Here is a 19,783-nt window from a genome sequence, read left to right as displayed (position 1 = left end):
ATTGTAGTTACCTTCCGAACCTTTTAGCATTAAATGGATTAATAATAGAATACAGAATTCATCTTCTTTGTGTGGCCTAGACCTTTTTCAAATATCCTTTACAAACGGTACATTTTAATTAAGGAACGTTGTCATTTTAAGTTATTAGTATATTTTTCAAATCAATTCTTCCACTATTCAAAGTAGATAAGCTATCTCCTTAGTTTACTTTGCTTCTCACATCTTGATTTTGGTATGTATATTAATATTTTATTTACCTCTTTAAACCTGCCAAAAAAGCTCCTTAAAGTATTAATAAAAGCTAAAAATATAAGTCACTATAGAAAAAGAACATCCTCTTGTAGCCCATTATCTTCTAATTTCAAACCAGTTATCACACTTGTCAAATGTATCTCCATAGCCTTTTCAGCCTCTATTTTATCTCTTGATTCAAGGGCCTTTACTATAGCAATATGCTCTTCAATGGATGGGTTTATTTTTAATGTATCCAGAGGATCAAATAATACAACGTAGATAGTAGTTCTGCTAACAATATCTTTAACATATTCGAGCAATAGTTTATTTTGTGAAGCCTCAGCTATGATGGAGTGGAAAGAGTCATTCATTTTATAATAACTATCCGTATCTCGATGATCAAATGTTCGTTTCTCTTCATCTATTAAATTATAAAGCTTTTCAATATCTTCTTTGCTAATCCGCTCAGCTGCTAGTCCAGCGGATTGCTTTTCTAGAAGTAACCTAACTGAATAGGCATCTTTCATCTCTTCCGCAGTTGGTTTAATGACAAAAGCTCCCCTATTTGGGGTAACCTGCACATATCCTTCATGCTCTAATTTTTTTATAGCCGCTCTTACAGGCGTCCTGCTAACATTTAGCTTTTTTGCTATTGCCGCTTCCACAAGCTGACTTCCTGGGCGGATGAATCGGTTATAGATTGATAATTTAATCTTTGTGTAAACCAATTCCTCCATATTTGATTTTTGAATACTGTCCTGACTCATATTGTAACCACCTAACGGATAGGAATAATTAATTCATCATTTCTTTACATTATATTATTTTTCCCTCTCATTTCCAACCAAGTAGAGGAAAACCCCTTAAATTAAAATTATGTTTCCATCTGAAAACCATAAGCTTATTTGAGTATTTATATATAAAGAAATTTCAAATCTGAATAATCAGAATAATTTAAAATAAATTGTATACTATTTTTGTATACCATGTTATTATATTTTTAAGTAAATTACCATTCTCCATTTTTTAAGAATATTTTTCGATTGGGGGGATTCAGCGGAATAGGTATTATAATCCAACAGCCATTTGTCATTATTTTTTCTCATAATAAACAAACCCTGTTTTTTCATTATGATGACAAAAGTTGCCGGTATAAAGATTGATCATTAGGATTCCAACTAGCTTTTTTATTTATTTTCTTAATTTTAATTAGTTTACAAAAAGTGAGGTTATGAGATATGGAACATAAAGTTCACCCGGAGTTAAGACAATCATACACGTTACCATCACGTCTATACACAGATGAGGCGGCATTGAAAATCGAACAAGAGAAAATTTTTGAAAAATCATGGTTATTTGCCGGACACGTAAGCCAGGTAAAACTTAATGGTGACTTTTTTACGAAAGATATTGCTGGACATTCAATTTTAATTGCCAAAGGAAACGATGGAGTCATTCGAGCATTTTATAACGTATGCACTCATCGTGCTTCTAAACTAGAAGAAAGAGAATGCGGTAATAAGAAGATGCTCCAATGCCCTTATCACGCTTGGACATTTACACTAGATGGTCACTTAAATCGAGCACAAAACATGAAGGGACTCCAATTTGATGCAGAGGATTTTTGTTTAAAACAGCCAAAACTTGAAATCGTGGCAAGTTTTATATATATTAACTTAGATGAAAACGCTTCCTCGATGTCTGAAGTATTTGGTAATTTGTTTGACGGGTTAAAAGATTATCCTCTTGAGGAATTAAAAATTGCTCGTGTACAAGAAGATATTGTGAAGTGTAATTGGAAAGTAACTGTAGACAATTATTTGGAATGTGATCACTGTCCAACTATTCATAAAGGTTTTGTGAACACTCTGGATATGGACAATTATGAAATTAGTACATTTGATAACTACTCCTATCAAGGTGTTCCTTTACGCTCTGGCACTAATGAACCAGATAAATTAGGTCAAAGTGCAAAATATTACTTCTTATATCCGAATATGTGGATTAGCGTGAATCCAGGACTTCCTAACGTTTCTATTAATCAATCAATTCCAATTGATCACGAAACTACTAAATTAATTTATACGACATATTTCTTAGATTTAAACGACTTAGATGCACAAAAAAAATTCTATGCATTTTTAGATCAAGTTCGGGAAGAAGATTTTGTAATATGTGAAACCGTTCAAAAAGGACTTCAATCAAAAGGCTATACACAAGGACGTTTTTCTTTAACGGAAAATTGTGTTCATCATTTCCATTTGTTAGTACAACATGCACTTGAAAGTGAGCAAGCTTATGTTCCATTAACATTAGGGGTGAAGTAAATGGAGAAGCAACAGTTAAAACGAGTATTAAAAACGCGCCATCTATCGATGATCTCGATGGGAGGAGTAATTGGAACTGGGTTATTTTTAGGGTCAGGTTTAACTATTAATAGTGCAGGCGCTGGAGGAGCGATTGTAGCATATCTGATTGGTGGGATTATGACGTATCTCGTAATGCTTTGCCTCGGGGAACTTGCAGTTGCCATGCCAGTGACAGGCTCATTCCAAGCATATGCAACGAAATACATTGGTCCATCGACAGGTTTCATGGTAGGAATTGCTTATTGGATGAGTTGGGCGACTACAGTCGGACTTGAGTTTACAGCGGCAGGTTTGTTAATGAAGCGATGGTTTCCTGATATGCCGACTTGGATTTGGTGCTTATTTTTCATCGTTTTACTGTTCGGAATAAACGCGTTAACCACAAAAGGTTTTGCTGAAACAGAATATTATTTTGCTGGAATTAAAATTGTGGCGATTATTTTATTTATTATCATTGGAGGATGTGCCGTTTTAGGCATTATCTCTTTGAAAGGCGGTCAATCAGCCCCATTCTTCTCCAACTTATACAATGACGGAGGTTGGTTCCCAAAAGGATTCACTCCAATTTTAATAACTATGATTTCTGTACTTTATGGATTCCAAGGAACAGAACTGTTAGGGGTTACAGCTGGTGAATCCGAAAATCCAGAACGCGACATTCCAAAAGCAACAAAAAATATTATTTTCCGTGTCCTTCTATTTTATGTGACAAGCATTATCATCGTCAGTGCTTTGGTCCCATGGAGAAAAGCAGGACTTGTAGAAAGCCCATTTGTAATGATGTTTGACAAAGTAGGCATCCCATATGCAGCAGACATCATGAATTTTGTTATTTTAACAGCTGTTTTGTCAGTAGGGAATTCGGGTTTATACCTTTGCTCACGTATGTTTTTCGCAATGAGTGAAAGTGGTCAGGTTCCAAAAGCATTCGGAAAATTAAGCAAACGACAAATTCCTATGAACGCACTATTAGTTAGTTTGGCCTTTGCCCTATTATCATTGTTAACTAGCGTAATAGCAGCTAACACCTTATTTGTTGTTTTGTTAGCAATATCAGGAATCGGAACGACTATCGCCTGGGCTGTCATTGCTCTTTCACACATAAACTTTAGACGTGCGTACATAAAAAATGGAGGTAAATTAGAAGATTTGGCATTTCGAGTGAAATGGTATCCATTTGTTCCAATCGCTTCGTTCATTATGTGCGTAGGGATCATACTATCACTTGTATTAGATTCTTCCCAACGCGCATCGTTCTATTGGGCAACTGGATTTGTAGTTTCCTGTTATGTATATTATCTAGTACGATTTAAATGGGTTAATAATGTCATACCAATACAAGCAACTAAGATAGAAGAACATCTGTAATTAGTCTGATTACACTAGACTAGGTATTCTTAAATCCAATCAAAAGGCATACGAAAGAAATAAAATGCACCCTATGAAGTAGACACTTGAAAAAGGTCACTTCTATGGGGCTGTTGACAAAATGGGTAAGGAGTTCATCTCCTTACCCATTTTGTTTTTTTTAACTTATATTATTAGTTTTCTATGCATTCTACTCCATATTAGTTGGCTAAACTATTACTTTTACAAGCCTTTTATATGGCTTATTTTTATTGAACTAGTCGAGTAGAATGGAGTCTCTTTACCTTACGGTAAATTGCACTCCAAACCCTCTCAGAACCGTGCTTGCACTATTAATGCACACGGCTCCTCCAGTAATCATTTACAGAATATAGCTAATTTCTTTTCTTAAATCATAAATATTCACCTTAGCCCTTGGTGTGGGTAGTGGAAATTTGCTAAGGAAGAGTCTGTATTTCTCCCATTTAAAGGATTTTCTTTGACTTCTTCTATTGAGCCACTTAAATATTAGGTTCTCGATTTTAACTTTGAAAATGTTAACATTTGGGATATTATCAGTGATGCAATAGTAGTTGAAGTAGCCAATAAGAGAGCGTTTGAATCTGTCCATAATTATATGAATATTATTATTTCTATTCTTCTTCAACCATTCTTTAGACTCTTTTAATTTGCTTTGTACTTTCTTCCTACTTGATTTGCGTTTCACTCGAAATTTTCCTTGTTTACTTTTTCCACAATAGTGCGTAAAACCTAGAAAATCGAAGGTTTCTGGTTTTCCATTTCCTTGGTGCTTTTCAAGTTTCTCCGCAAGTCGTCCGAAAGGGATAATTTTGGTTTTATCTTCGGCTATTTCCAGATTGAACTTCTTGAGTCTTAATTTTAGAGATTGAAAGAATTCCTGAGCCTCATTCTTAAATTGAAAACAGCACACAAAATCATCTGCATACCTTACCAGGTATGCTTGTCCCTCGCACTGTTTCTTGACACTTTTCTCGAACCATAAATCAAGTACATAATGAAGATAGACATTAGCTAATACAGGAGATATTACTCCACCTTGCGGTGTACCATTATCTGTTTTGTATTTCTTTCCTTCTTCCATATATCCACCTTTAAGAAACCTACCGATTATTCTCAGTAAGCTCGGGTCAGTGATTCGAAGTTTTAAAAATTCTATCATCCATTTGTGGTCAACATTGTCAAAGAATCCTTTTATGTCTACATCTACAACATAGTTTACTGACCTCTTTTCTATATAGAAGTTCAGTATTTTCAAAGCATCGTGGCAACTACGATTTGGGCGAAATCCGAACGAACAGTCCAAAAAGTCAATTTCATAGATGGAGTTTAATATTTTCGTAACACCTTTTTGAACAATCTTATCTTCATGTTCCGGTATACCTAATGGTCTTTTCTTTTTCGAATTGAGCTTCGGAATATACAGTCTCCTAACTGGAACAGGACGATAGCTTTTGCCTTTAAGTCTCATTACTAAATCTTCTATGTTTTCCTCGAGATTTGCACTGTATTGTTCTTTAGTTGTGCCATTTATCCCAGTTGCTTTCTTATTTGGTAATTCAATGTGACATTGAACTAGTGACTGCTTATCTAGTAAATATGCAAGAGATGTAAATTGCATTTTAGGATCAGATTTTGCTAATTCTGCTATCCTTAGTAGTTTTGTTTCCATTTGTTATACCTACCTCTGTGTGTAGTAAATGTGTCCCTATTAAGGGTGATAAACTGGTAGTAGCCTTTCCTCCATCGGCATTACCCAACTTCATAGGTACTACGCTACTATCCGACTCCCAACATCGGCATTTGGCTTCCTTACTTTTTATCGCTTGTACACCATACTCTTCTAAAAAAAAAAAGAAAAGACCGGTTGGGTCTCCCGAGTTGCCGTATCATATCAATGTATGACGTGCCAAGGTCTCTGACTCCAGAGAGGCTTTACCATTCTTGCCTTACCGAAAGGTAAAGTGTAGCTTTCTGCTATGCGTAAAGCATCAGCCCTCTCGATTTACTAACATTATGGAGCTCAATCCCTTCAACCATTTGGCTTTCGGCCCGCCACCTAACTGTCTACGCTTAAAGATTAAAGTTACCTTTAATCCTCCAAGACTCGCTACGAGCGAATGGCTAGTTCTTACTCGACGGGAATCCCACCCGTTATATGATACGACCTATGCTCGGCCGCACGCGCATGCGTTAGTTGAACAACATGAGTTACTAATGGTAGCTCTTTTTTATTGAGATAGTGAAGGTGTTAAACTTGTGAGGTAACTTATATTCTTTTTAAACCTCTTGATTCAGAGTATGCAAACTTGTATTGTATAAAATATTCAATTTTTCGTTCTTAAGTTATCCAATAAGCCATTGTCGTTAATGAGTTTGATTACCGAGATTTTTCCTTTATCTTTTGAATAGAAGTAGACTTTGCCTTCTACATTTGCAGATTTTTCTTCATCTTCATTTTTCTGATAGCCGACCTCTGCTATGAAGGTATAACGAGTTGAATCATTATCAATTTGCTTAATTGAAATCTTCTTAAGACTTAACTTATAGCCATCATCGTAAGCAAAATTCGAATATTGACTAAGAATTGTTGAAACGAAGGGATCGAGATAAGAATCTGCAATGTATGGTCCGTATACCTCTGCTACATATTTATCGAACGTTGGGTTTTCTTCTTTATTATTTACAACAGTCTTATATTTAGGATTCCACATTAAATCTATAAGCTTCTTATCTGGACCAGTAAATAGGTGCTCAAGAACTTTATTTATTGCTTTCTTAGATGTTACAGAAGATGACGCTTCAGTTGATTGCTCATTTTGTTGTTTTGTTGTATTGCTAGAATCGGAACAGGCTGTAAGCATCATTGTAGCCATAAGTATAATAGATAATTTCCTAATCATAATTTATTCTCCTTCTCCTTTTAATTAAAACTTAATTACTGCACTAATAAATTTTACCATATATTGGAATTTTTATCGTTGTTTTTTGAAAATTCTTATTCAACTAAACTGCCATTTAGCTGCATAAGAAAAACGATCCTTCGTTATTGAAGAATCGCGTGCGTTAGTTACATTAGCAATCATCCTTTTCTTTTTGATCCTGAGTATGCTTATTAAATTTTGAATTTTATATTTATAAACTATTAACTTCATAAGCAGTACGAACTCCTGATTCAATTGCCCCTTGCATCCATCCAGGAGTAGAAGATGCATGAGAACCTCCAAAATGAACTCTTCCTTCGGGATTGTTAACAAAAGGGCCAAGATCTCTTTTTTGATTTGGTTTATACATAACAAATGCTCCACCTGAAAATGGAAACTGCATCCAACTTTGCGAATATCCTACTAAAAATTCTTTATAAACTACATCACCAAAAATGATTGAAAGATTAGCTAAAGCCTTATCAATACGCGTATTATTTTTCATACTTTCCCAAATCGTAGCATCGTCCTCCCAAGTATAACTAGCTAAAATCACCCCTGTATTATCACCAAAATCGTGACTAGGAAAATATGAAAACTTAATTGGTAAATCAGTTGTTAATTTACCACCAAATAAACCAAACTTTTCCCAAAATTTTGTTTTAAACTGGATCGCTATTTTAGTTGAATCTGCGTAATGTAACTCTCTAATAACTTTCCATTTATTAATGGAAAACGACTCGTATGGATGAATATCTACAAAGTTAAATAAAGAATAAGGGATTGTTGAAATAACATAATCACACTCATGTTGACTCTGCCTGTTAAGTACTTCATTTTCTGTATAGATTATTACCTTATCTTCTTGTGTTATTTTAGTTACCCTTTCGTTCAGAAAAATATTCTCCTCCAATTGGGGTAAAAATGCCCTTACAAGGAAATCCGTTCCACCGGTTATTTCATATAGTTTAAGATTTGGGGTTAGAAGTACAATTACTTCTCGTAATATTGCTGTAAATGCTAATTCTGGAAAACCCTCTATACCAATCATTGTCTTTATCATATCTATTGCCCCCGTTGATAAAGAATTCCCAACAGGATTATATTTTAAAAAATTTTCCATCGAGTATTGATCAAACTTTTTAATAATAATATCCCAATTATTTACTGGATCTTGATTAATAAAGTCAATGACAGGACCAATTGCAGATCGGAGTAACTCTTCTGCAGTCTTTCCCTTTTCATTATCGGCAACGGAATAATTTAAAATATCTGGATTTGAATCGTAAGTTTTTTGATTTGTTAATACATTATTAACGTATATTAAATCATTAGGAGTACTATTAATAAATTCATTTACTTTTAGATTAAATTTATTTATTAATGCAAATGTTAAAAGATGGGTTGAAGGAATACGCATGGCACCAAGTTCGGTATATTGGTAATTAAGAAATGGTTCTCTTTTTGTATAGATCCTTCCACCGATTCTTCTATTTGCCTCTAGAATAGTAACTTCATGTCCTGCTTCCTTTAAAAGTGAGGCACTAACTAAACCAGATAGCCCACCACCAATTACTGTTACTCGTTTTGGTGAATTTTTCTTGGTTAAGCCATTTTGAATAATATGAACCATTTGTTCCATTGAGAGGACTTCTTGAACCAAAGAATACCACCTCATAATTCAAAAATTATGTCTTTAAACAATATTCACATTTAAGATGAAGTAGAATGTTATCTAAATAATCATTTGTCTTGTCTGACATTGATTTTAATAAAAAAAGAGCAACATTTGTGACTCGTAATCTTCAACTATCGCAATGCGTTAGTTACATAAGAATATTTTTAATAAGTTGACTCTGTTAAACTAAAATGTTGAATTTTGCGTACTAAAAAAGACTGTATTCACCAAACAGTCTTTTTAATGGTTTTTTAACTTAATCCATATTCAGATCATCTAAACGAATTTCAACGACTTTATCCGCAAACCAAAATTCAAGTATCTTCTTGTTCTTTTTATCAACATATCCGATGGTATCGCACCCTTGCTCGACATATTTAAAATAATTTGGTCCATATAACGAAATGATCTTTTCTTTTGAATCGCCTAATTCGATTCCCTTACTGGTTTTAAGGTCAGACTGTTTTTCACTGTCATTGATATTACCGATGGCTAGTCTGACGATTTCTCCTTTGTTTTCCCCATTGATGATGGAAGCAGTTGTTAATCCATTTTTCCAAAAGTAGTAATCGTAGGCATCATTATCATCTTTTTCCAACGGTTTGCCAAAGCGTTTTGTGTAAGCTGAAGTATTAATATTATCGTGTAGCTCTACTTTATCGAAGATTTCATTTGAAAGGTCTGTGGATTTTACAAATTTTGTATAGAATGGACCGTCTTCAAAGAATCTGTACGAATTAACAATCAAGCCAAATGCAATTAAAAAAATAAAAACGAAAATCATTATTTTCTTCATAGAATCTCCTAACATTTACCCTTAACACATAAATTTTACCATAAAATTCCAAATAATTATGCAACTAAACTGCCATTTTGTTGAATAAGAAAATGCGATCTTCTATTGAAGTATCGCATGAGTTAGTTGAACAACATGAGTTACTAATGGTAGCTCTTTTTTATTGAGATAGTGAAGGTGTTAAACTTGTGAGGTAACTTATATTCTTTTTAAACCTCTTGATTCAGAGTATGCAAACTTGTATTGTATAAAATATTCAATTTTTCGTTCTTAAGTTATCCAATAAGCCATTGTCGTTAATGAGTTTGATTACCGAGATTTTTCCTTTATCTTTTGAATAGAAGTAGACTTTGCCTTCTACATTTGCAGATTTTTCTTCATCTTCATTTTTCTGATAGCCGACCTCTGCTATGAAGGTATAACGAGTTGAATCATTATCAATTTGCTTAATTGAAATCTTCTTAAGACTTAACTTATAGCCATCATCGTAAGCAAAATTCGAATATTGACTAAGAATTGTTGAAACGAAGGGATTGAGATAAGAATCTGCAATGTATGGTCCGTATACCTCTGCTACATATTTATCGAACGTTGGGTTTTCTTCTTTATTATTTACAACAGTCTTATATTTAGGATTCCACATTAAATCTATAAGCTTCTTATCTGGACCAGTAAATAGGTGCTCAAGAACTTTATTTATTGCTTTCTTAGATGTTACAGAAGATGACGCTTCAGTTGATTGCTCATTTTGTTGTTTTGTTGTATTGCTAGAATCGGAACAGGCTGTAAGCATCATTGTAGCCATAAGTATAATAGATAATTTCCTAATCATAATTTATTCTCCTTCTCCTTTTAATTAAAACTTAATTACTGCACTAATAAATTTTACCATATATTGGAATTTTTATCGTTGTTTTTTGAAAATTCTTATTCAACTAAACTGCCATTATGTTGAATAAGCATTAACAAAATTCTAGTCAGAATTATAAAATTTGGAAAGGGAAATATTATAAATTCTTTATCGAAAACCATTTTAAATTAGTACTTTGAAATTTTATGAACAAAGAGGATGTGAAATTGGAATGGCTATATTAATTCGACCATTTTATTTTAGAATTCAAGATGAATACTGGCTAATAATAGAAAGCAATTCATACAAAAAACCACCTTTCAAAGGTGGTCTCAAATATACTTCCGATGAATATTCTTCCCATCATAACTAAACAACACTGACTTATTCTCAATATTCGTCTCCAAATGAACCCCTCTACCCCACAACTGATGAATATAAGGCATTACCTTCTCCACATACTTCACATCAAGTTCCATATGTTCATAGGAATGCTTCAAATAAAGCTCTCCATTTTTTAAGTAATCGCCCTCTTGAACAACGATATAAGGGAATCCTCCATTTACTCGACTAACTACGAGTTGATCTCGTACATTTTCCCATGCCTTATCAGTGACTTTATATTCCTTACCTTGTCGTTGGAAGAGATACATATCTTCACTCATAACAAGATCTTTCGTTAAGTAGTTTCGTATAAATGAACTATCAGACTCTAATTCTCGTACTTCAAACATTTTTTCTCGACCGCTGCCAGGTTTAACACCTAACTCTCTCATTTCTTTGCTTGGGTTATTATATCGTTCTTCAATATCTTCAAACATTCTTAGTCCTAAGTAATATGGGTTAATACTTGTTTTAGACGGTTGAACTACTCCTGCGTTTAGTTTTGCGTATTCAATTGCTTCATTAGAATCAAGATTTAATTCGCGCATAATTCTTATGTGCCAGTAACTTGCCCAGCCTTGTTTCTCTCAAAGATCTTCTTTTTGATTAAGATTCTTTTATTCCTTATTCAACATAATGATCATTTAGTGCAAAAGTAGTCTAGAAATGAAGAGGAACTGATTAAGCTTCTGCTTTTTTCACCATAAAACAAACGAGGAGACACGGTTCGTTCGTACGATTAATGCACCAATGCTCTTCACCGGCAGGGATAAAGGTTGCATCTCCCGCTTTTTCCACACTATGAACACCGTTGGAATAGGTATCAATTTCTCCACTAAAAATATAAGAATACTCGTCTTCTTCGTGGCAACTCATACCAACAGCTGGTACACGTTCACCAGGGGTTAGAGCAATCACACTCATGCTCACTTCTTTAAAATCACCTTGTCGCGTGAAGAGTTTTTTCATTTCATAGATTGGCATGCCGATTGGTTCAACTTGATTCGAATTGATTTTTTCCATTTGATTACCCCTATTCTTTTTTTAGTTTTGGATCTAGAAAATCGCGTAGACCATCGCCTACGAAGTTCGCACCAACCGATACAGAAAAAATGGCTAAGCCTGGGAAAGTCGACACCCACCAATTTTGAATCACTTTCGCTCCTCCAGATACCATCGAACCCCACTCAGGTGTCGGAGGTTGAGTCCCAAGACCAAGAAAACTGAGCCCTGAGAACATCAAAATGGCGTTACCAAGGTCCAGTGTTGCCATCACAAGCAGTGGTCCGAAACAATTCGGTAAAATTTCCAAAAAGAGGACACGAATGTGAGAGGCACCCATGACGCGAGAAGCCGTCACATACTCGCTTTCTTTTAATGAAATCACCATAGAACGCATGAGCCTTGCATAATTCGGCCACCAAATGATGGCCATCGCAAGCACAGAGTTTAAGATACTTGGTCCAAGTGCTGCTGCGATCACCATCGCCAAAATAAGGGGAGGGAACGCCATGATGAGTTCGGAGAAGCGCATCATCACTTCATCCACATACCCGCCTTTATAACCTGCGATTCCCCCGTATAAAATACCGAAAGCGAACGCACAAACCACTGTAATGACCCCAGCCGTTAACGAAATACGAGAACCAACGATGACACGCGAGAAAACATCTCGACCAAGCTCATCCGTTCCAAAAAAGTGTGAAGCGCTAGGAGACTCGTACCGGATGCTTAAATTCTGCGTCGTGACACTATGTGTTGCGATGAAAGGTGCAAACAAGGCAACAAGAAACCAAACAAGACAAATGACTAAACCAAGTTTAAAAAGAAATCCTTTTTGACGAAGAAATGATACAATTGTTCGCATTATCGGTGCCTCACTCTCGGATCAATGACACCGTATAAGATATCAATGACTAGATTAATGACAACATAAATCAATGCAATTAATAACGAAACACCACAAATTGCCGGGAAGTCGAGTGAAACAGCAGACAAATAAGCATATTGACCAATCCCTGGCCACGCAAAAATATTTTCAACAAGCACCATTCCACCAAGTAGATTACAAAATCCCATTCCAGCGACTGTAATGACCGGAATCATGGAATTTGAAAGGGCGTGTTTAAAAATAATCGCTGATTCTTTTAACCCTTTTGAGCGTGCCGTTCGAATATAATCCATTGACATCACTTCAAGTAAGTTTGACCTTGTTTGACGAGCGATTAATCCCATCGTAAACAGACCAAGGACGGCACCAGGGAGAATCAAGTGCATCGCCACTTCACCAAATAATTGGAAATCACCTCTTAAGAGTGAATCGAGTAGAAATAGACCCGTTCCACCATCTGGTGTTGCCGTACGTGCATCGATACGTCCTGGTCCTGGTGTGATCCCTAAAACAGACGTAAACACATAGAGCAGAAGAAGCGCAAACCAAAAACTTGGGATTGACACGCCACTAATGGAAACCGTTCGGATGATATGGTCAATTGCTTTGTTCCGAAAGATGGCAGAAATAACGCCAAAAAGTACGCCGAAAACTAAGGCAATCACCATGGCCACGACCGATAGTTCAAGAGTAGCCGGGAAAAACTGCATTAAATCCTCCAGTACCGGTTTACCGGTCCGTATGGACGTACCCAAATCACCTGCAAATAGGTGCTGGAAATAGAGAATTAATTGACGGAATAATGATTGATCAAGTCCCCACTTTGCTTTAAAAGCAGCGACGATTTCGGGATTGTTCATGGCGCTTTGGCTTAAATTCGCAGCAACTGGATCGCTTGGTACTAAATGCGAAAGGATGAAGACAAACAGCGCCACGCCAACTAATAAGAAAAGAAGAAATAATAAACGTCTACCGATAAATCGAAGCAATTGGCACAACTCCTTTCAAAAACAGATACGATGGATGCAACTATGTAAAAGATGGTAATCGAAAAGCTAGTCATAGAGGAGTTCACCCTACGACTAGCTTTTTATCCTGTCAGTGATTATTTAGACAGCTTTAATTCATTTAAATGCAATTTACAAAAATCGTTATACGCAACACCTTGTAATTTTTTGCTAACCGCAAATGTTTTTGGGTGTTGAACTAAGAACGCGTACGGGCTATTTTCAGCGATGATATCTTGCATCTGACCTGAAATCTCTGCACGTTTTGTTTGATTGATTTCCACCTTCGCTTGATTTGCTAAGTTAACCAATTCTGGATTTGTTGACGCTTCCCAGTTCGCGCGTTTTCCAACAATATCACCAGGAATAAACGCTAATTGGTTGCTTAAATCGTAGTAGTCAGGTGACCAATGCATCACAAGGAATGGTGATTTACCATTACGGTAATCTTCGATGACTGCACCAATTTCACCTGTTTTGATGTCAACATTGATATTGATTTTCGCTAAATCTTCTTTTACTTTTTCAGCGATTGTTGTCCATGAAAGACCTTCTGATTCGAAGTTAGCAGCTGTTAAGGGAATAGTAAATCCTTTTTCATAACCAACTTCTTTCATCAATTCCTTCGCTTTATCGATGTTTTGATAATTCTCTGGTCTTGATTTAGCGCCGACAAATCCTTTTTGAACAAATGATTCAGGAAGGAGAGCACCATTTCCAGCTAATTGTTGGAACCCTTTGTAGTCAAGTGCATAACGAACAGCTTGTTGAACTTTTGGATTTGAGAGTTCTTTCCCAATACTTGCTTTGTCGTTCATCATTAAAAATGAAATCGTTGATGTTGGAGAAGAAACAACTTTTGCATTTCCACTTGATTTAATGGTTTTGACTTGATCAGGACCAACGCTAAGTGCTACGTCAATCTCCCCATTTTCAAGTGCTTGAATTTGTGTATTTGGATCTGGCATTTCTTTAATAATAATCTTGCTTGCATTTACAGTGCCTTTGTAATTTGGATTTTTTTCAAGCACCATTTCCGTATTTCTTGTCCATTTTTTCAATACATATGGACCACTACCAGCAGACGCACCATCTAGGTAGGCTGTCGCTTTATCAGTCGTGCTTGCATCTGCAGCATCGGTTCCGCCTTTTTCTTTGACGACTTTACTATCCACAACCGCAAAAGCGTTTCCTGTTATTTTTGACAAGAAAGACGCATCTTTTTCTGTCAACGTCACAACAACTGTGTGGTCATCTTTTGCTTCGACTTTCGCTACACCAGCCGCTAAAGCTGACGCATTATCTTTGATGTTTCTTGTGCGGTTGAAACTAAACACAACATCATTTGCTGTGATTGGATTCCCACTTGCAAATTTACGTCCTTCGTTCAAAGTAAATGTATACACAAGTCCTGACTCATCGACTGTATACGATTTTGCAAGAGCTGGTTTTGGTGTCATGTCTGAACCTTCTAACATGTATAAGTTCTCATAAGTTGCATAGAAATAGAAGTTTGCATATACTTCATAGGCGCGAGCTGGGTCCATTGTTTTCCAGTCAGATGCAACACCTACAACAATGGTATCTGCATAAGATGATGAGTTGCTTGGATCTTTCTTCCCACATGCGAATAGTGAGAACGCCATCAGCATGACTAAGGCGAGTAAACTGATTTTTTTCATCTCGTAAAACCCCTTTTTTTCTAAAATTTATAGCATCACTTTGTCGTCAAATGACACGCTGTAAAGTGGTTACTACCTGTTTGGATGAATGGTGGTGCGACTGTTTTACATTGTTCCATCACAGCAGGACATCTCGTATGGAAACGACAACCGGCTGGTGGATTTGAGGGGCTAGGCACATCTCCTGTGAGAATGATCTTCTCTTTGGATTCCCCGTTTGGATCAGGAATCGAAGAGAGGAGTGCCTTTGTATACGGATGCTTTGTGTTATCATACAGCTCATCGCGTGAAGCGAGTTCAACTATTTTTCCTAAATACATGACGGCAACTCGGTCACTTAAATGGTGAACGACGCTTAAATCATGCGAGATAAAAAGATAGGTCAGATTCAATTGTTCCTGTAAGTCTTCTAGTAAGTTAATGACTTGCGCTTGAATCGACACATCAAGCGCTGAGACTGGTTCGTCACAGATTAAGAGTTCTGGTTCGAGCGCTAAGGCCCGCGCAATACCAACCCGTTGTTTTTGACCACCAGATAGTTCATGAGGATAACGTCCTAAAAATCGACTTGGTAGACCAACCATCTCCATAAGTTCAGTGATTTTACTTTCACCGTTTGCTATTTTGTGAATCTTGAACGGTTCCAATAAAATTTGTTTAAGTGTTCGACGTGGATTCAAGCATGCAGAAGGGTCTTGAAAGATCAACTGCGCTTTTTTCGCGAATTCTTTTTTAGACAGCTTCGTGATATTCTCGCCATTAAACAAAATGGTGGAACCAGGGTCGGCTGGATAAAGACCAAGTAGGGTTTTGCCTAACGTACTTTTGCCGCAGCCACTTTCCCCAACAAGACTAAAGGTTTCTCCTCGTTTGATTGAAAATGAGACATCATCAACGGCTGTTAAGACACCTTTTTTGCCATTCGGTTGTTTGATTTGAAACGTTTTTGTTAAGTGTGAAACGTCTAAAATCGTGTCAGACGATGACGGATTTGAAACCGAATCGAGTCGACTAGTTTCAATTTGCGACATGTTGATCACCGCCTTTTACTGCCACATCATAAAGGAAACAGCGAACTTCGCGACCATCACCATGTAAAAATAATGGAGGTGCTTCGTTTTTGCATCGTTCCGTTGCAAATACGCAACGAGGATGAAAACTACATCCACTTGGCATGTTCAGCGCATCTGGTACAGACCCTTCAATAGCTTCGAGCCTGCTCACCTTATTAGATATTTTCGGAATGGCATTCAGTAATCCTTTTGTATAAGGATGAAGTGGCTCTGAAAAAACAGATGCCGTGGGGCTTTTCTCCACAATTTGTCCGGTATACATGACGACGACTTGATCACACATTTCTTTCACAACGCCCAAATCATGCGTAATCAAAATCATACTCATGTCTCGTTTTTTCATGAGTCGATTCATTAAATCAAGGATTTGCGCTTGAATCGTTACGTCTAGTGCGGTGGTTGGTTCATCCGCAATTAATAGTTTTGGTTCACATGCTAGTGCGATAGCAATCATGATGCGCTGGCGCATTCCACCAGATAGTTGGTGCGGGTATTCATGAAATCGTTGTTCCGGAGAAGGAATGCCGACCATTCTGAGTAATTCGATGGCGGTTTGTTTCGCTTCGTTTTTGCTAACTTTTTGATGAAGTGAGATTGGTTCCATGATTTGCTTTCCACAAGTATGAAGGGGGTTCAATGACGTCATCGGTTCTTGAAAAATCATCGACACAGATTTGCCTCTCATTTTTCTCATGTCTTCAGGCGAAGAAGTTAACAAATCGACGTCTTCAAACTGAATTTTTCCAGTGATATCAGCAACAGCGTTTTGCAAAAGACCCATAATGGCAAGAGATGTCACACTTTTGCCGCTTCCACTTTCGCCTACGATTCCGAGCGAGTGTCCTTGTTCAATGTCGAAACTTATCCCCCCAACTGCTTGGACAACTCCTTGGCGAGACTTGAATTTAATTGACAAATCTTCCACTTTAAGCAATGTCATAAGCCTCACCCCTTTTCCTATTTAATTGACAATAACACGTAATTTTTTCTAATTTTTCATAAAATTGTTATTTTTCTTATTATTCTAAACTACGTGTCAAAATATGTCTATCTACTTTGGAGAATTCGATTCGAAAGAATGAAAGGTTTAATAAACAAAACCACCCGTGAGAACAGGTGGTTTATTCTTAATCTATTCCTCCAAAAAATCTACTTTCCTTTAAATTGAAAAACCACCTTCAAAAAGGTGATCCTAAATATACTTCCGATGAATATTCTTCCCATCATAACTAAACAACACAGACTTATTCTCAATATTAGTCTCCAAATGGACCCCTCTACCCCATAACTGATGGATATAAGGCATTACCTTTTCAACATACTTCACATCAAGTTCCAAATTTTCATAGGAATGCTTCAAATAAAGCTCCCCATTTTTTAAGTAATCGCCCTCTTGAACAACGATATATGGGAATCCGCCATTTACCCTATTAACAACAAGCTGATCTCTTACATTTTCCCATGCCTTATCAGTGACTTTATACTCCTTACCTTGTTGCTGGAATAAATATATATCTTCTCGCATTATGAGTTCCTTAGTTAAGTAGTTACGGATGAATGAACTATCGGACTCTAATTCTCGTACCTCAAAAATTTTTTCAGTTCCAGAACCAGCTTTCACCCCATATTGTTTCATTTCTTCAGATGGATTGTTATATCTTTCTTCAATATCCTCAAACATTTTCAGTCCAAAATAGTAAGGGTTTAAACTTGTCTTCGAGGGCTGTAGTACATTTGCATTCAGTTTTGCAAATTCAATTGATTCACCTGATGTTAAATCTAACTCTCTCATAATACGTTGATGCCAAAGACTAGCCCATCCCTCATTCATAATTTTTGTTTCGAGCTGTGGCCAAAAATAAACCATTTCCTCTCGTAACATTGTTAAAATGTCTCGTTGCCACTCTTCTAATTCGCGACTAAAGTGTTGAATAAATAGTAAAAGATCCTTTTCAGGTTGTGGTGGGAATTTCTTTTTTCGAGGTTTTACAGGAGCAATGTTTTCTTTTTTATTATCTAAATTCCATAAATCATCATATAGGCCTACTCGAGGAACGGGGGGGATCATATCATCTTCTAATTGCCACGATAATTTATTTCTTACAATTGAAGGGTCAATATGTTCTTGAATAGCTATAACCGCATTCAAAAATTCTTCTACTAGCTTTTTTCCATATTTTTGTTCATATTGATTAATTCTTTCAGCAGTTGCAGTCATGCTTTCTACCATATCTCGTTTTGTATTACTAAATCGCACATTATTTTTAAAGAAATCACTATGAGCGAGTACATGGGCAACGATCAATTTATTTTGTACGAGGCTGTTGGTATCAAGTAAAAATGCGTAACATGGATTAGAATTAATCACTAATTCATAAATCTTACTTAATCCTAGATCATATTGTAACTTCATCTTATAAAATTTTTTTCCAAAGCTCCAATGAGAATATCTAGTAGGCATTCCGTACGCACCAAACGTGTAAATAATATCGGAAGGGCATATTTCATACCTCATCGGAAAATAATCAAGTCCAAATCCTTTTGCAATTTCAGTAATTTCGTCTATTGCATACTCTAATTCACGAAAATTATTTGAGTTCATTATTATTCCCCCTACTATGTGTATTGACAATGTATGAGATTTTTTGACGTTATATACTATGGAGATTAAATTAATAATCCTACAAAAAATTTGTAATAATTGAATTTACAGGACAAAACCTCTTTTGTGTCGAATTAATCTAATTTAGAAGGGGGATGGGAAAATGAGTAAAGAGAATCTATTAAAGAACCTTCGACTTGCAACAAGAGGAAATTTCTTTTTAATCAACATTAAAAATTCATTGGAAAATGATACAAAAATGATTGAAAAACTGGCTAAGGAACTAGAACTAGATGGATTAATCAAACTAAAAGAGTGCACACAATTAGAAGATTCACTCTTTTTAAGCGGAATACTTAAATATGCATCCAATTAAATTGGATGCTTTTTCGTCGTTGAACAAATTGAATATTAAATAGATACAAATGATTCAAAAAAAGTCTTCTTTCTTTTTATAAAAGTAAAGTCCTTTTTAAAATGTCGATCTTAGGACATGGCAAATACTAAAGAAGACGTATTCAATTAATTATTTAAAAGAAAGCGTCTTAAGTAATAGAAAGTTTAGTATTGGTCATGTAAAATATGTTAAGTCATTTATATTTAATTAGGTGAATTTGATTATCTTTATTTTAAATGTTAATATTGGAATATTAATGTGTGTAAATCGCACTAGGAGGAAACAAAAATGGAACATGGTAAAGTAAAATGGTTTAATGCAGAAAAAGGGTTTGGATTTATTGAGCGTGAAAATGGTGATGATGTATTCGTTCACTTCTCAGCAATTCAAACTGACGGATTCAAATCATTAGATGAAGGTCAAGCAGTAACATTTGAAGTAGGACAAGGGCAACGCGGACCACAAGCAACTAATGTTAAAAAAGCATAGTTAACTCAAAGAAGTCGGATT

General features: G+C 35.9%; 17 protein-coding genes and 2 pseudogenes. 4 read left to right on the top strand and 15 right to left on the bottom strand.

The features are described 5' to 3' along the window. Positions 1–317: 317 nt before the first annotated feature. Positions 318–1,001, bottom strand: a complete 684-nt coding sequence (locus tag AB1282_RS10500; RefSeq protein ID WP_056473548.1) for a GntR family transcriptional regulator — start codon at positions 999–1,001, stop codon at positions 318–320. A 471-nt stretch (positions 1,002–1,472) separates the two neighbouring features. On the opposite strand from AB1282_RS10500, the gene AB1282_RS10495 reads away from it, so the two are divergent. Both AB1282_RS10495 and AB1282_RS10490 read left to right on the top strand, forming a co-directional pair. Next, positions 1,473–2,561 (top strand): aromatic ring-hydroxylating oxygenase subunit alpha, encoded by a 1,089-nt coding sequence (locus AB1282_RS10495; protein WP_056473549.1) that lies wholly within the window; start codon positions 1,473–1,475, stop codon positions 2,559–2,561. Next, positions 2,562–3,971, top strand: a complete 1,410-nt coding sequence (locus AB1282_RS10490; protein ID WP_056473551.1) for an amino acid permease — start codon at positions 2,562–2,564, stop codon at positions 3,969–3,971. Positions 3,972–4,332: 361 nt separating this feature from the next. On the opposite strand, the gene ltrA is transcribed toward AB1282_RS10490, so the two are convergent. The 14 genes and pseudogenes from ltrA to AB1282_RS10420 all read right to left on the bottom strand — a co-directional run bounded on the left by ltrA (position 4,333) and on the right by AB1282_RS10420 (position 18,876). Beyond that, on the bottom strand, positions 4,333–5,661 hold the full coding sequence (gene ltrA / locus AB1282_RS10485; protein ID WP_429899052.1) for a group II intron reverse transcriptase/maturase: 1,329 nt from the start codon (positions 5,659–5,661) through the stop codon (positions 4,333–4,335). 655 nt (positions 5,662–6,316) lie between these two features. Further along, the gene (locus AB1282_RS10480; RefSeq protein ID WP_056473553.1) at positions 6,317–6,892 is read right to left on the bottom strand and encodes a hypothetical protein; all 576 of its coding nucleotides are present in this window, start codon (positions 6,890–6,892) and stop codon (positions 6,317–6,319) included. A 232-nt stretch (positions 6,893–7,124) separates the two neighbouring features. Next, on the bottom strand, positions 7,125–8,555 hold the full coding sequence (locus AB1282_RS10475; RefSeq protein WP_429901122.1) for a flavin monoamine oxidase family protein: 1,431 nt from the start codon (positions 8,553–8,555) through the stop codon (positions 7,125–7,127). A gap of 292 nt (positions 8,556–8,847) precedes the next feature. Further along, positions 8,848–9,387 (bottom strand): hypothetical protein, encoded by a 540-nt coding sequence (locus tag AB1282_RS10470; protein WP_429899051.1) that lies wholly within the window; start codon positions 9,385–9,387, stop codon positions 8,848–8,850. Between the two features lie 256 nt (positions 9,388–9,643). Further along, positions 9,644–10,219, bottom strand: coding sequence for a hypothetical protein (locus AB1282_RS10465; protein ID WP_429899050.1), 576 nt, complete (start codon positions 10,217–10,219; stop codon positions 9,644–9,646). A 350-nt stretch (positions 10,220–10,569) separates the two neighbouring features. Then, positions 10,570–11,202, bottom strand: a pseudogene (locus tag AB1282_RS10460) (SpoVR family protein); the annotation flags it as partial. A gap of 100 nt (positions 11,203–11,302) precedes the next feature. Continuing rightward, a complete protein-coding gene (locus AB1282_RS10455) occupies positions 11,303–11,644 on the bottom strand; it encodes a cupin domain-containing protein (protein ID WP_056473554.1) in 342 nt (113 codons plus the stop codon). Between the two features lie 10 nt (positions 11,645–11,654). Continuing rightward, a complete protein-coding gene (locus AB1282_RS10450) occupies positions 11,655–12,488 on the bottom strand; it encodes an ABC transporter permease (RefSeq protein WP_217993281.1) in 834 nt (277 codons plus the stop codon). Continuing rightward, positions 12,488–13,180, bottom strand: a complete 693-nt coding sequence (locus AB1282_RS10445) for an ABC transporter permease (protein WP_429901120.1) — start codon at positions 13,178–13,180, stop codon at positions 12,488–12,490. Before AB1282_RS10445 ends, AB1282_RS10450 begins: the two co-directional genes overlap by 1 nt. Before the next feature lie 24 nt (positions 13,181–13,204). Beyond that, positions 13,205–13,501, bottom strand: a pseudogene (locus AB1282_RS10440) (ABC transporter permease); the annotation flags it as partial. 116 nt (positions 13,502–13,617) lie between these two features. Next, positions 13,618–15,201, bottom strand: a complete 1,584-nt coding sequence (locus AB1282_RS10435; protein WP_429899049.1) for an ABC transporter substrate-binding protein — start codon at positions 15,199–15,201, stop codon at positions 13,618–13,620. A gap of 35 nt (positions 15,202–15,236) precedes the next feature. Beyond that, the gene (locus tag AB1282_RS10430) at positions 15,237–16,232 is read right to left on the bottom strand and encodes an ABC transporter ATP-binding protein (RefSeq protein WP_429899048.1); all 996 of its coding nucleotides are present in this window, start codon (positions 16,230–16,232) and stop codon (positions 15,237–15,239) included. Beyond that, positions 16,219–17,214: an ABC transporter ATP-binding protein gene (locus AB1282_RS10425; protein ID WP_429899047.1), complete on the bottom strand. Its 996-nt coding sequence runs from the start codon at positions 17,212–17,214 to the stop codon at positions 16,219–16,221. The genes AB1282_RS10430 and AB1282_RS10425 overlap by 14 nt, the downstream gene beginning before the upstream one ends. A gap of 252 nt (positions 17,215–17,466) precedes the next feature. After that, the gene (locus AB1282_RS10420) at positions 17,467–18,876 is read right to left on the bottom strand and encodes a SpoVR family protein (protein WP_429899046.1); all 1,410 of its coding nucleotides are present in this window, start codon (positions 18,874–18,876) and stop codon (positions 17,467–17,469) included. Positions 18,877–19,039: 163 nt separating this feature from the next. Between AB1282_RS10420 and AB1282_RS10415 the strand changes: the two genes are divergently transcribed. Continuing rightward, positions 19,040–19,252 carry a hypothetical protein gene (locus AB1282_RS10415; RefSeq protein WP_056474812.1) on the top strand — a complete coding sequence of 71 codons (213 nt, stop codon included), beginning with the start codon at positions 19,040–19,042 and terminating at the stop codon, positions 19,250–19,252. A 309-nt stretch (positions 19,253–19,561) separates the two neighbouring features. After that, positions 19,562–19,762 carry a cold-shock protein gene (locus AB1282_RS10410; protein WP_056474809.1) on the top strand — a complete coding sequence of 67 codons (201 nt, stop codon included), beginning with the start codon at positions 19,562–19,564 and terminating at the stop codon, positions 19,760–19,762. Positions 19,763–19,783 lie beyond the last annotated feature (21 nt).

This window comes from Gottfriedia sp. S16(2024) (assembly GCF_050473765.1).
In the GTDB taxonomy this organism is placed as follows: Bacteria; Bacillota; Bacilli; order Bacillales; family Bacillaceae_G; genus Gottfriedia.
Note: the sequence above shows the minus strand (reverse complement) of the source record. Positions and strands in the feature narration are given on the sequence as shown.

Excerpts from the sequence above, each read along its gene's own strand:
- AB1282_RS10415 (WP_056474812.1), top strand. The coding sequence starts at position 19,040 with ATGAGTAAAGAGAATCTATTAAAGAACCTTCGACTTGCAACAAGAGGA.
- AB1282_RS10490 (WP_056473551.1), top strand. The coding sequence starts at position 2,562 with ATGGAGAAGCAACAGTTAAAACGAGTATTAAAAACGCGCCATCTATCG.
- AB1282_RS10450 (WP_217993281.1), bottom strand. The coding sequence starts at position 12,488 with ATGCGAACAATTGTATCATTTCTTCGTCAAAAAGGATTTCTTTTTAAA.
- AB1282_RS10500 (WP_056473548.1), bottom strand. The coding sequence starts at position 1,001 with ATGAGTCAGGACAGTATTCAAAAATCAAATATGGAGGAATTGGTTTAC.
- AB1282_RS10470 (WP_429899051.1), bottom strand. The coding sequence starts at position 9,387 with ATGAAGAAAATAATGATTTTCGTTTTTATTTTTTTAATTGCATTTGGC.
- AB1282_RS10435 (WP_429899049.1), bottom strand. The coding sequence starts at position 15,201 with ATGAAAAAAATCAGTTTACTCGCCTTAGTCATGCTGATGGCGTTCTCA.
- ltrA (WP_429899052.1), bottom strand. The coding sequence starts at position 5,661 with ATGGAAACAAAACTACTAAGGATAGCAGAATTAGCAAAATCTGATCCT.
- AB1282_RS10445 (WP_429901120.1), bottom strand. The coding sequence starts at position 13,180 with ATGGTGATTGCCTTAGTTTTCGGCGTACTTTTTGGCGTTATTTCTGCC.
- AB1282_RS10495 (WP_056473549.1), top strand. The coding sequence starts at position 1,473 with ATGGAACATAAAGTTCACCCGGAGTTAAGACAATCATACACGTTACCA.
- AB1282_RS10420 (WP_429899046.1), bottom strand. The coding sequence starts at position 18,876 with ATGAACTCAAATAATTTTCGTGAATTAGAGTATGCAATAGACGAAATT.
- AB1282_RS10455 (WP_056473554.1), bottom strand. The coding sequence starts at position 11,644 with ATGGAAAAAATCAATTCGAATCAAGTTGAACCAATCGGCATGCCAATC.
- AB1282_RS10475 (WP_429901122.1), bottom strand. The coding sequence starts at position 8,555 with ATGGAACAAATGGTTCATATTATTCAAAATGGCTTAACCAAGAAAAAT.
- AB1282_RS10480 (WP_056473553.1), bottom strand. The coding sequence starts at position 6,892 with ATGATTAGGAAATTATCTATTATACTTATGGCTACAATGATGCTTACA.
- AB1282_RS10465 (WP_429899050.1), bottom strand. The coding sequence starts at position 10,219 with ATGATTAGGAAATTATCTATTATACTTATGGCTACAATGATGCTTACA.
- AB1282_RS10410 (WP_056474809.1), top strand. The coding sequence starts at position 19,562 with ATGGAACATGGTAAAGTAAAATGGTTTAATGCAGAAAAAGGGTTTGGA.
- AB1282_RS10425 (WP_429899047.1), bottom strand. The coding sequence starts at position 17,214 with ATGACATTGCTTAAAGTGGAAGATTTGTCAATTAAATTCAAGTCTCGC.
- AB1282_RS10430 (WP_429899048.1), bottom strand. The coding sequence starts at position 16,232 with ATGTCGCAAATTGAAACTAGTCGACTCGATTCGGTTTCAAATCCGTCA.